Raw genomic sequence first — 12,940 nt, forward strand, 5'->3', positions numbered from 1 at the left:
GCGGCCCGGATAATGCCCCGCCATGGACCTGCTTCAATTCCTCATCGACTTCATCCTGCATGTGGACCGCCACCTCGCCGACTTCGTGACGGCCTACGGCGCCTGGGTCTATGCGCTGCTGTTCCTGATCATCTTTGTCGAGACCGGCGTGGTCGTCATGCCCTTCCTGCCCGGCGATTCGCTGCTGTTCGTCGTCGGCGCGATGTGCGGCGTGGGGCTGATGGACCTGGGCCTGTCCATGGGCCTGCTGACCGCCGCGGCCATCCTGGGCAACCAGTGCAACTACGCCATCGGGCGTCATTTCGGGCCGCGCGTCTTCCAGTGGGAGAACTCGCGCTTCTTCAACAAGGCGGCCTTCGAGAAGGCCCATGCCTTCTACGAGAAGTACGGCGGCTTCACGCTGATCGCGGCGCGCTTCATGCCCTTCCTGCGCACCTTCGCGCCGTTCGTGGCTGGCGTGGCGCAGATGACGCGGCGCAAGTTCACCTTCTTCGACGTGACCGGCGGTGCGCTGTGGGTGTGCGGCATCACGCTCATCGGCTACGTCTTCGGCAACGTGCCCTGGGTCAAGGCCAACCTGGACAAGATCATCTGGGCCATGATCCTCATCCCCGGCTTCGTCATCATCGCCGGCGGGCTCAAGAGCAGGTTCAAGCGCCAGCCGGGCTGACTTTTCGACCAGGGCGCGCGAAGCCCTAGAGTCACGGGCTTTTCGTGACTGTCGGAGATCCCGATGACCCTGCCGCGTATCGCGCTGGCCCTGGCCTGGATGACCTCCAGCTGGGCCCAGGCGGCCGAGCCGACGCTGATGCTGCGCCAGCCCGCCGTTTCCAAGCAACATCTCGCCTTCATCCATGGCGGAGACCTCTGGCTGGCCGACCGCTCCGGCGGCAACGCCCGCCGCCTGACCAGCCATGCGGCCAGCGAGTTCCTGCCGCGCTTCTCGCCGGACGGCAAGCAGATCGCCTTCTCGGCCAGCTATGACGGCAACGTGGATGTCTACGTCATCGGGCTGGACGGCGGCCAGCCCAAGCGCCTCACCTGGCACCCAGCGCCCGACAACGTCAGCGGCTGGAGCCCCGATGGCCGCCGCGTGCTGTTCGCGTCGCCGCGCGAGGTGCTGAACAACCGCAGCAACCAGCTCTACGAGGTCAGCGTCGACGGTGGCTACGAAAAGCAGGTCATGAAGGCCGTGGCCTATGAGGGCGCCTGGTCGGCCGACGGCAAGCAGCTCGCCTTCCGGCCCTGGCGCGCGGCCTATGTGGCCGAGTCGGGCTGGCGCCAGAGCCGCGGCGGCACGACGCCGCCGGTGTGGATCATGGACATGGCCAGCCAGCAGTGGCAGGAGATCCCGCACGTCAACGCCAGCGACTCGGCGCCGGTGTGGGCGGGCGGCGAGGTGGTGTTCATCTCCGACCGCGATGCCGAGGCCAAGGGCGCGGCCAACCTCTTCGCCTTCAACCCGGCGACGAAGGCGCTGCGCCAGCTGACGCGCGAGACGCAGTGGGACGTGCGCAGCGTGGACGCCGTCGGCACGACGCTGGTCTACGAGGCCGGCGGCCGCATCAAGCAGATCGAGCTGGCCGGTGGCGAGCCGCGCGTGCTCGACATCCAGCTCGCCAGCATCGCGCCCCAGGCACGGCCGCAGTGGAAGGACGCCGGCAAGGCGTTGACCTCGGCGCGCCTGTCCAGCACCGGCAAGCGCGTGGTGGTGAGCGCGCGCGGCGAGGTGTTCACGGTGCCGGTCAAGGACGGCAGCGTGCGCAACCTGACCGAGACCGCCGGCGTGCGCGAGAAGGATGCGCTGTGGAGCGCCGACGGCCAGCGCATCGCCTACATCTCCGACGCTCCCGGCATGCGCCACGAGCTGGTGCTGCAGGCGCAGAGCGGCCTGGGCGCCAAGGAGCGCTTCCTGCTGCCCAAGGATGCCTACTTCACGCTGGCCGACTGGTCGCCGGACGGCAACCAGCTGGTGTTGCAGGACAACCACCTCAACCTCTACCGCATGGGCCTCGCGGCGGGCGCGCAGCGCGGCAAGCTCGTCAAGGTGGCGACGGACGTGCGCCGCGGCAGCGTGGATATCGCCTTCTCGCCGGACAGCCGCTGGCTGGCCTTCACGAGTTCGGGCGACAACTATTTCGGCCGCATCTGGCTGCATGACATCGCCACCGGCCGCAACCACGCGGTGACCGACGGCCTGGCCCATGCCGGCACGCCGACCTTCTCGGCCAAGGGCGACTACCTCTACTTCACGGCCTCCATCAACTCCGGCCCCGGACAGGTGGGCCTGGACCTGTCCACGCAGGAGCGCCCGCGCCGCGCCGGCATCTATGCGCTGGTGCTGGCGGCGGACGGCAAGTCGCCGCTGGCGCCCAAGGCCGGTGACGAGGATGGCAAGAAGGACGAGAAGAAGGACGAAGACAAGAAGGACGACAAGAAGGGGGGCGACGCGAAGAAGGACGACAAGCCCAAGCCCGAGCCGGTCAAGCCCATCAAGCTGGACCTGGACGGCCTGGCCGACCGCGTCGTGGCCCTGCCGGTGGCCGAGCGCAACTACGACAGCCTGGCCGTGGCGTCCGACGGCGCGCTGTTCTACCTGCAGCGCCCGCAGCCCGGCGCCAGCAACGAGCCGCCGCAGGCCGAAAAGCGCGCGACGGCGGAGCTGTGGCGCTTCGATTTCGAGGAGCGCAAGCCCAAGCTGCTGCGCACCGGCATCGCCGACTACTCACTCAGCGAAGACCACCAGAAGCTGCTGCTGACCGTGGCCGGCGGCAAGCTGGAGGTGGGCGACGCCAACGACAAGGGCGACAGCAAGCCGCTGGACCTGGCCGGCCTGCGCGCGCGCGTCGACCCGAAGGCCGAGTGGAAGCAGATCTTCGACGAGGCCTGGTGGATGGAGCGCGAGTTCTTCTACGACCCCGGCATGCACGGCCTGGACTGGCAGGCCGTCTACGACCGCTACCTGCCGCAGCTGGCCCATGTGCAGCGCCGCGAGGACTTGAACGACCTGCTGGTGCAGATGATCGGCGAGCTGCAGGTGGGCCACAACCGCGTGGGCGGCGGCGACGTGCACCAGGAAACGCCAGCAGCCGTCGGCCTGCTGGGCGCGGACTTCAGCGTCGAGCAGGGCCGCTACCGCATCGCGAGGCTCTATGCCGGCGACCGCCTCAACCCCAACCTGCGTTCGCCGCTGTCGGTGCCCGGCCTGGGCCTGAAGGAGGGCGACTTCATCCTCGCCATTGGCGGCCATGAGCTGGACGCGAAGACCAACCTCTATGCACTGCTGGAGAACACCGTCGACAAGCAGGTGGTGCTGAGCGTTGCCCAGGACGCCAAGGGCAGCGGCCGCCGCGACGTCGTCGTCGAGCCCATCGCCAGCGAGGCGCTGCTGCGCCGCTGGGCCTGGATCGAGGGCAACCGCAGGAAGGTGGAGCAGAAGACGGGCGGCAAGGTGGCCTATGTCTACATGCCGGACACCGGCGGCTCCGGCTTCGAGCACTTCAACCGCATGTTCTTCGCGCAGGTCGACAAGCAGGCGCTGATCGTCGACGACCGCAGGAACGGCGGCGGCCAGGCGGCCAACTACGTGACCGAGCTGCTGGCGCGCCCCTACCTGGGCAGCTGGAAGGACCGCGACGGCCTGGTCTTCGACACGCCCGGCGGCGCGATCTACGGCCCCAAGGCCATGCTGATCGACCAGGATGCCGGCTCGGGCGGCGACTTCATGCCCTACGCCTTCAAGCGCGTGGGCCTGGGGCCGCTGATCGGCAAGCGCACCTGGGGCGGGCTGATCGGCATCTCGACCAACCCGCCGCTGATCGACGGCGGCTTCCTGACCGTGCCCTTCTTCCGCTTCTACACGCCGGAAGGTGAATGGCGCATCGAGAACGAGGGCGTGGCGCCGGACATCGACGTCGAGCTCGACCCGGCCGCCGTCAACCGCGGCGAGGACACGCAGCTGGATGCCGCGATCGCCGACGTGATGAAGCGGTTGGCGGCTTGGAAGCCGATCCAGCGCAAGTCGGCGCCTGAAGCCGCCAAGCTGGGGCGCTGACCGATGAAAGCCTGGGCGGCCCTGTCCCTGCGGAGCCGCTTCGTCCTGCTGGCCTTGCTGCCGCTGCTCGCGTCGCTCGCGCTGATTGCTTTTGCCGTGCGCCAGCAGGAAAGCGAGCTGGCCGAGCGTGAGCATGCCCTCGTGCGCGCCAGCTACATGGACGCACGGCGCACGGAGCTCAAGCACTACGTCGACCTGGCCGTCAGCACCGTCAAGCCGCTGCTGGGCCAGGCGGGCGGGCAGCAGCAGGCGCTGCGGCTGCTGTCCTCGCTGGACTACGGCCCCGACGGCTATTTCTTCGTCTATGACCTCGAAGGCCGGGTGCTGATGCACTCGCGCCAGCCCGAGTTGATCGGCCAGAACCTGTGGGGGCTGCGCGACCCGCAGGGCCGGCCGACCATCCAGCAGCTGATCGGCCAGGCCAAGGCCGGCGGTGGCTACGTGGAATACCTGTGGCGCAAGCCGTCCAGCAGCCAGCTGGCGCCCAAGCTGGGCTATGTCGTCGCGGTGCCGGAGTGGCAGTGGATGCTGGGCACCGGCCTGTACCTGGACGGCATCGAGGCGACGATGGCCGAGCTGGAGCATGGCGCGCGACAGAACATCACGGCCACCATGCTGTGGGTGGGCGCGGTGGCGGTGTTCGGCGTGGCGCTCATTAGTGCCGGTGCGCTGGCGCTCAACCTCAGCGAGCACCGCAGCGCCGAGGCCAAGCTGCGCGCGCTGGCCCGCGAGGTGGTGCAGAGCCAGGAGGACGAGCGCGCGCGGCTGGCCCGCGAGCTGCACGACGGCGTCAGCCAGGCGCTGGTGGCCACCAAGCTGCTGATCGAGTCGGCCCAGCACGAGCCCGCGGCCGCCGAGCGGCTGCAGGCGCTGGCGTTGAAGCGCCTGAACAGCACGCTGGCCGAGGTGCGCCACCTGTCGCATGCGCTGCGGCCGGCGCTCCTGGACACGCTGGGCCTGCCCGCGGCGCTGCAGCACCTGGCCGGCGAGTTCGACGCGGCGGGCGGCACGCATTTCTCGGCGGCGGTCGAGGGCGAGGAGGTCGAGCTGCCGGAAGCGGTGAAGACGGCGCTGTTCCGCATCGCGCAGGAGGCGTTGAGCAATGCCGCCCGCCATGCGCGCGCGACGACGGTGGGCGTGATGCTGCACTTCGAGCGCAACGGCGGGCTGGCGTTGGAGATCGTCGACGACGGCCAGGGCTTCGACGCCGATGCCGCCCAGGCCGTGGCCGACCGCGGGCTGGGGCTACGCAGCATGCGCGAGCGCGCGGATGCGCTGGGTGCGCGCCTGCAACTCGCGACCTCGCCAGGCAAGGGCAGCCGGCTCACGGTGAAACTATCGTCCGTCGACCTCGCCCGCGCCGCCTCATGACCACACCGATCCGCATCCTGCTTGTTGACGACCACCCGATGGTGCGCGAAGGGCTGGTTGCGCGGCTGGCCGCCGTGCCGCGCTTCGAGGTCGTCGGCGAAGCCGGGGGGCGGGCCGAGGCGCTGGCGCAGCTGGCGAGCAATGCGCCCGACGTGGTGCTGATGGACGTGGGGCTGAAGGACGGCAACGGCATCGCGCTGGGTGCCGAGATGCTGGCCGCGCAGCCGGCCGTCAAGCTGCTGATGTTCAGCATGTACGACAACCCCGAGTACGTGCAGCGGTCCCTGCAGGCCGGTGCGCGCGGCTACGTGCTGAAGGATGCGCCAGCGACCGAGATCGTGTCGGCCATCGATGCGGTCGCGGCCGGCGGCACCTTTCTCAGTGCCGCGGTGTCGGGGCGGCTGTTCCGCGGCCAGAGCCCGAAGCCGGTGCTGACGCCGCGCGAGAGCGAGATCCTGTCGGCCCTCGGCCGTGGCGCGTCCAGCAAGCAGATCGCGCGCGAGCTGGACTTGTCGGTGCGCACCGTGGAGGCCCACCGCCAGAGCATCAAGCGCAAACTGGAGCTGGACGGGCAGGCGGAGTTGATCCGGTACGCCGTCGAGCATGCCCGCGACGGCGAACCGCGCTGAAGGGGCAGGCGGGGCTTGATCGCCCTCGGGGTGCATGCTAGAAGCGGGCACTTTTTTCCAACCGTGGCGCGCGCGTGGGTGGTTCAGCCCACGCCCGGCCCGATAGATTCAAACACTTCACTTCTGGAATGGGCGGGCCATGGGTGTCACCACCGAGCAGCAACCTCGGCGCAAGCGCGTTTCTTCCACTGTTCCGGTCAACGCCACGGCGGCGGAGACCCAGCTAGGCGTCGACGCGGGTGCCGCTCGGTCGCGGCAGATCCTCGCCGCGCTGTCGGCCTTCCGCGATGGCGATTTCTCCGTGCGCCTGCCCAATGACTGGGACGACGTCGACGGCCAGATCGCGACGGCCTTCAACCAGATCACGGCGCAGGAAGCGCGCATCGCCGCCGAGGTGGCGCGGCTGTCCGCCACGGTGGGCAAGGAAGGGCGGCTCAAGCACCGCATGTCGCTGCCAGGGGCGGTGGGCGGCTGGGCGGCCAAGGTGGAGTCCATCAACACGCTGCTGGACGACCTGGTGCGGCCGACCGCCGAGATCGCGCGCACCATCGGCGCGGTCGCCAAAGGCGACCTGAGCCAGGCCATGGAGCTGGAGGTGGACGGGCGCGAGCTCAAGGGCGAGTTCCTGCGCTCGGCCCGGCTGGTCAACACCATGATCGAGCAGTTGTCGGTGTTTACCAGCGAGGTGACGCGGGTGGCGCGCGAGGTCGGCACCGAAGGCAAGCTGGGCGGGCAGGCGCAGGTCAAGGGGGTGTCCGGCGTCTGGAAGGAGCTGACCGATTCGGTCAACCAGATGGCCGGCAACCTCACGGCGCAGGTGCGCAACATCGCCGACGTGACCATCGCGGTGGCCAACGGCGACCTGTCCAAGAAGATCACCGTGGACGTGCGCGGCGAGATCCTGCAGCTCAAGGAGGCCACCAACACGATGGTGGACCAGCTGCGCTCCTTCGCGTCGGAAGTGACGCGCGTGGCCCGCGAGGTGGGCACGGACGGGCGACTGGGCGGCCAGGCCGTCGTGCCCGGCGTGGCCGGCACCTGGAAGGACCTGACCGACTCCGTCAACGCGATGGCCACCAACCTGACGGCCCAGGTGCGCAACATCGCCACCGTCACCACCGCCGTCGCGCGCGGCGACCTGTCGCGCAAGATCACCGTGGACGTGAAGGGCGAGATCCTGGAGCTGAAGGAGACCATCAACACGATGGTGGACCAGCTCAACGGCTTCTCGTCCGAAGTGACCCGCGTGGCGCGCGAGGTCGGCACCGAGGGCAAGCTGGGCGGCCAGGCGGCCGTGCCGGGCGTGGCGGGCACGTGGAAGGACCTGACGGACAACGTGAACTCGATGGCGTCCAACCTGACCAACCAGGTGCGCAACATCGCCGACGTGGCGACGGCCGTGGCCAGCGGCGACCTGTCCAAGAAGATCACCGTGGAGGTCAAGGGCGAAATCCTGGCGCTGAAGAACACGATGAACACGATGGTGGACCAGCTCAACGGCTTTGCCGGCGAGGTCAGCCGCGTGGCGCGCGAGGTGGGCACGGACGGCAAGCTCGGCGGCCAGGCCCAGGTGCCGGGTGTTGCCGGCACCTGGAAGGACCTGACCGACAACGTCAACTTCATGGCGTCCAACCTCACCGGCCAGGTGCGCAACATCGCCGAGGTGACGACGGCGGTGGCCAACGGCGACCTGTCCAAGAAGATCACCGTGGACGTGCGCGGCGAGATCCTGGAGCTGAAGAACACCATCAACACGATGGTGGACCAGTTGAACGGCTTCGCGTCCGAGGTGACGCGCGTGGCCCGCGAGGTGGGCACCGACGGCAAGCTCGGCGGCCAGGCCCAGGGCCGCGGCGTGGCCGGCATCTGGAAGGATCTGACCGACTCCGTCAACGCGATGGCCACCAACCTGACGGCACAGGTGCGCAACATCGCCGACGTGACGACGGCCGTGGCCAACGGCGACCTGTCCAAGAAGATCACGGTGGACGTGCGTGGCGAAATTCTCGAACTCAAGAACACCATCAACACGATGGTGGACCAGCTCAACGGCTTTGCCGGCGAAGTGAGCCGCGTGGCACGCGAGGTGGGCACCGAGGGCAAACTCGGCGGCCAGGCGCAGGTGCCAGGCGTTGCCGGCACGTGGAAGGACCTGACCGACAACGTCAACTCCATGGCCTCCAACCTGACGGGCCAGGTGCGCAACATCGCCGACGTCGCGACGGCGGTGGCCAATGGCGACCTGTCCAAGAAGATCACGGTGGACGTGAAGGGGGAGATCCTGGAGCTGAAGAACACCCTCAACACGATGGTGGACCAGCTCAACGGCTTCGCGTCCGAGGTGAGCCGCGTGGCCCGCGAGGTGGGCACGGAAGGCAAGCTGGGCGGCCAGGCGGCCGTGCCCGGCGTGGCCGGCGTGTGGAAGGACCTGACGGACAACGTCAACTTCATGGCGTCCAACCTGACCGACCAGGTGCGCAACATCGCTGACGTCGCCACCGCCATCGCGCGCGGCGACCTCTCGTCCAAGATCACCGTGGAGGTCAAGGGCGAGATCCTGGCGCTGAAGAACACGCTGAACACCATGGTGGACCAGCTCAACGGCTTCGCGTCCGAGGTGACGCGGGTGGCGCGCGAGGTGGGCACCGACGGCAAGCTGGGCGGCCAGGCGGTGGTGCCCGGCGTGGCCGGCACCTGGAAGGACCTGACCGACAACGTCAACTCGATGGCGTCCAACCTGACCGGCCAGGTGCGCAACATCGCCGACGTCGCCACGGCCATCGCCCGCGGCGACCTCAGCCGCAAGATCACGGTGGACGTGCAGGGCGAGATCCTGCAGCTCAAGCAGACCATGAACACCATGGTCGAGCAGCTCGGCGCCTTCGCGTCCGAGGTGAGCCGCGTGGCCCGTGAGGTGGGCACCGAAGGCAAGCTCGGCGGCCAGGCGCAGGTGCCCGGTGTGGCCGGCACCTGGAAGGACCTGACCGACAACGTCAACTCCATGGCCAGCAACCTGACCAACCAGGTGCGCAACATCGCCGAGGTGACCATCGCGGTGGCCAATGGCGACCTGTCCAAGAAGATCACTGTGGACGTGCGCGGCGAAATCCTTCAGCTGAAGGAAACCATCAACACGATGGTGGAGCAGCTGCGCTCGTTCGCGTCCGAGGTCACGCGGGTGGCGCGCGAGGTGGGCACGGAAGGGCGCCTCGGCGTGCAGGCCGTCGTGCCGGGCGTGGGCGGCACCTGGAAGGACCTGACCGACTCGGTCAACACGATGGGCGCCAACCTCACGGCCCAGGTGCGCAACATCGCCGAGGTGACCACGGCCGTGGCCCGCGGCGACCTGAACCGCAAGATCACGGTGGACGTGAAGGGCGAGATCCTGGAGCTGAAGAACACCATCAACACGATGGTGGACCAGCTCAACGCGTTTGCCGGCGAGGTCACGCGGGTGGCCCGCGAGGTGGGGACCGAAGGCAAGCTGGGTGGCCAGGCCAAGGTGGTGGGCGTGGGCGGCACGTGGAAGGACCTGACCGACAACGTCAACTTCATGGCCTCCAACCTGACCGAGCAGGTGCGCGGCATCGTGAAGGTCGTGACCGCCGTGGCCAACGGCAACCTGACGCAACGCCTGACCGTGCAAGCCAAGGGCGAGGTGGCCGCGCTGGCCGACACCATCAACAACATGACCGACACGTTGGCCACCTTCGCCGAACAGGTGACCAACGTCGCCCGAGAGGTGGGCGTGGACGGGCGCCTGGGCGGCCAGGCCCATGTGCCCGGCGCGGCGGGCACATGGAAGGACCTGACCGGCAACGTCAACCTGCTGGCCGCCAACCTGACGACCCAGGTGCGCGCCATCGCCGAGGTGGCCACGGCCGTGACCAAGGGCGACCTGACGCGCGCCATCCAGGTGGAGGCCAAGGGCGAGGTGTCCGAGCTGAAGGACAACATCAACACGATGATTTCCAACCTGCGCGAGACCACCGAGCGCAACCGCGAGCAGGACTGGCTCAAGACCAACCTGGCGCGCTTCAGCGGCATGCTGCAGGGCCAGCGCGAGCTGCAGACCGTCAGCAAGATGCTGCTGGCCGAGCTGGCGCCGCTGGTGCAGGCCCACCAGGGCACCATCTACCACCTGGCCGGCACGGTGCCCGGCGCCGACGGCCTGCAGCCCTCGCGCCTGCAGCTGCTGGCCAGCTATGCGCAGTCGGGCACGCTGGAGCTGGCGCCCACCATCGCCCTCGGCGAGGGCCTGGTCGGGCAATGCGCGCTGGAGAAGCGCAGCATCCTGCTGGCCGATGTGGCGGCGGACTTCGTCGCCGTGTCATCCAGCCTGGGCAGCGCGCGGCGCGTCAGCGTCATCGTGCTGCCGGTGCTGTTCGAGGGCCAGACCAAGGCCGTCATCGAACTGGCCACGCTGCAGCAGTTCGGCAGCGGGTCGCTGGCCTTCCTGGAGCTGCTGACGCAAAGCATCGGCGCGGTGTTCAACACCATCGAGGCGACCATGCGCACCGAAGCGCTGCTGGCGCAGTCCCAGCAGCTGACGGTGGAGCTGCAGTCGCGCCAGAGCGAGCTGCAGGAGACCAACGAGCAGCTCGGCACCAAGGCGCGCCTGCTGGCCGAACAGAACGAAGAGGTGGAGCGCAAGAACGCCGAGGTCGAGCAGGCCCGCCATGCGCTGGAAGACCAGGCCGCGGAGCTGGCGCTGACGTCCAAGTACAAGTCCGAGTTCCTGGCCAACATGTCGCACGAGCTGCGCACGCCGCTGAACTCCATCCTCATCCTGAGCCAGCAGCTGGCCAGCAACAACGACGGCAACCTCAGCCCGAAGCAGATCGAGTTCTCGCGCAACATCAACTCCTCGGGCTCGGACCTGCTGCACCTGATCAACGACATCCTGGACCTGTCCAAGATCGAGTCGGGCACGGTCACGGTGGACATCGAGGACATCTCGTTCGCATCGCTGCGCGACAGCATCGACCGCAACTTCCGCCACGTGGCCGAGGCCAAGAACCTGCCGCTGCGGCTGATGTTCGCCGACGACCTGCCGCGCAGCATGGAGAGCGACGCCAAGCGCCTGCAGCAGATCCTGAAGAACCTGCTGTCCAACGCCGTCAAGTTCACGGCGCACGGTCATGTCGAGCTGCGCGTCAGCCTGGCGCAGGAGGGCTGGAGCAGCGAGCATCCGGTGCTGTCCAAGGCGCCGCGCGTGCTGGCCTTCGCGGTGGAGGACACCGGCATCGGCGTGGCCCCCGAGAAGCAGCGCCTGATCTTCGAGGCCTTCCAGCAGGCCGACGCCGGCACCTCGCGCAAGTACGGCGGCACGGGCCTGGGCCTGGCCATCAGCCGCGAGCTGGCGGCGCTGCTCGGCGGCGAAATCCGCCTGGCCAGCGTGCCCGGCCACGGCAGCACCTTCACGCTCTTCCTGCCGCTGCATTTCGCCGGTGCGGACAGCGCGCGCATGCCGCTGTCCGAAAGCAGCCGGCCACCCGCCGAACCGCTGCGCGGCAGCCTGCCGCTGGTGCGCGAGACGCAGGTCGCCGACGACCGCGACAACATCGCCGAGGGCGACTCGGTGCTGCTCATCATCGAGGACGACCCGCACTACGCGCGCATCGTGCTGGGCCTGGCGCGGGACCGCGGCTTCAAGGGCCTCGTGGCGCTCAAGGGCGGCCAGGGCCTGGAGCTGGCGCGGCGCTTCCTGCCGACGGCGATCTCGTTGGACATCTTCCTGCCCGACATGCTGGGCTGGACGGTGCTCAACCAGCTCAAGCTCGACCCGCTCACCCGCCACATCCCCGTGCAGATCGTCAGCGTCGCCGAGGAAGACCGCAACCACGGCCTCGCTCACGGCGCCTTCTCCTATGTCGTGAAGGCCCCGACCAGCGACGGCATGGAGGCGGCGCTGGATCGCATCCGCGATTTCGCGGCGTCCCGCACGCGCCGCCTGCTGGTCATCGAGGACAACGACATCGAGCGCCAGGCCATCGTCGAGCTGCTGGGCCATGACGACATCGAGCTGCATGCCGTGGGCACCGGCGCCGAGGCGCTGCAGGCACTGCGCGAGCAGACCTTCGACTGCATCGTGCTGGACCTGCGCCTGCCCGATGTCAGCGGGTTCAAGCTGCTGGAGCAACTGCACAACGACCCGGCGCTGGCGGCCGTCCCGGTCGTCGTCTTCACCGGCAAGGACCTGTCAGAGCCGGAGCAGAAGCAACTGCGCATGCTCGCCAAGAGTGTCGTGCTGAAGGACGTGCAGAGCCCGGAGCGGCTGCTCGACGAGACGGCGCTGTTCCTGCACCGCGTCGTCACCGGCCTGCCGCAGGACAAGCAGGGCATCCTGCAGCGCCTGCACGGCGCCGCCGAGATGCTGCGTGGCCGCAAGGTGCTGGTGGTGGACGACGATGCGCGCAACATCTTCGCGCTGACGACGCTGCTGGAGAACCAGGACATGCAGGTGCTGACGGCCACCAGCGGCCGCACCGCCATCGAGATCGTGCAGCAGACGCCCGACCTCGACCTGGTGCTGATGGACATCATGATGCCGGACATGGACGGCTACGAAACCATGCGCGAGATTCGCTCCCACGTCGAGTTCCGCAACCTGCCGATGCTGGCCCTCACCGCCAAGGCCATGAAGGGAGACCGTGAGAAATGCCTGGAGGCGGGCGCCAGCGACTACATCTCCAAACCGGTCAACACCGCGCAGCTGCTGTCGCTGATGCGGGTGTGGCTGTACCGGTGAAATGATGGAACCCCTCGTCCAAGGAGTAACTTGGCCGGTCCCCCGCGGGGACGGCGATGCGTGTGGCGTTGAGCCCCACGCACATCGCCAACGCGGGCCGGCTTGGGAGCGGCCCGGCGCGCGAGCCGCCATGGA

Annotated in this window: 5 protein-coding genes; all 5 read left to right on the top strand. The window is 68.7% G+C overall.

What is annotated here, in order from left to right; all coding sequences use genetic code 11:
* Window positions 1–22: 22 nt before the first annotated feature.
* The 5 genes from ASD35_RS24455 (at window position 23) to ASD35_RS24475 (ending at window position 12,805) form a co-directional block, all read left to right on the top strand.
* A complete protein-coding gene (locus ASD35_RS24455; RefSeq protein ID WP_056877585.1) occupies window positions 23–670 on the top strand; it encodes a DedA family protein in 648 nt (215 codons plus the stop codon).
* Between the two features lie 63 nt (window positions 671–733).
* The gene (locus ASD35_RS24460) at window positions 734–4,054 is read left to right on the top strand and encodes a S41 family peptidase (protein ID WP_056877586.1); all 3,321 of its coding nucleotides are present in this window, start codon (window positions 734–736) and stop codon (window positions 4,052–4,054) included.
* Window positions 4,055–4,057: 3 nt separating this feature from the next.
* A complete protein-coding gene (locus tag ASD35_RS24465; RefSeq protein ID WP_082580423.1) occupies window positions 4,058–5,425 on the top strand; it encodes a cache domain-containing protein in 1,368 nt (455 codons plus the stop codon).
* Window positions 5,422–6,054 carry a response regulator transcription factor gene (locus ASD35_RS24470; RefSeq protein ID WP_056877587.1) on the top strand — a complete coding sequence of 211 codons (633 nt, stop codon included), beginning with the start codon at window positions 5,422–5,424 and terminating at the stop codon, window positions 6,052–6,054. The genes ASD35_RS24465 and ASD35_RS24470 overlap by 4 nt, the downstream gene beginning before the upstream one ends.
* A gap of 139 nt (window positions 6,055–6,193) precedes the next feature.
* Complete coding sequence (locus ASD35_RS24475) at window positions 6,194–12,805, top strand: HAMP domain-containing protein (protein WP_082580424.1); 6,612 nt, start codon at window positions 6,194–6,196, stop codon at window positions 12,803–12,805.
* Window positions 12,806–12,940: the final 135 nt, after the last annotated feature.

Origin of the sequence: Pelomonas sp. Root1444, assembly GCF_001426885.1 — a bacterium.
Lineage (GTDB): Bacteria > Pseudomonadota > Gammaproteobacteria > Burkholderiales > Burkholderiaceae_C > Pelomonas.

Coding starts and splice junctions, on each gene's coding strand:
- ASD35_RS24475 (WP_082580424.1), top strand. CDS start 6,194: ATGGGTGTCACCACCGAGCAGCAACCTCGGCGCAAGCGCGTTTCTTCC.
- ASD35_RS24470 (WP_056877587.1), top strand. CDS start 5,422: ATGACCACACCGATCCGCATCCTGCTTGTTGACGACCACCCGATGGTG.
- ASD35_RS24465 (WP_082580423.1), top strand. CDS start 4,058: ATGAAAGCCTGGGCGGCCCTGTCCCTGCGGAGCCGCTTCGTCCTGCTG.
- ASD35_RS24460 (WP_056877586.1), top strand. CDS start 734: ATGACCCTGCCGCGTATCGCGCTGGCCCTGGCCTGGATGACCTCCAGC.
- ASD35_RS24455 (WP_056877585.1), top strand. CDS start 23: ATGGACCTGCTTCAATTCCTCATCGACTTCATCCTGCATGTGGACCGC.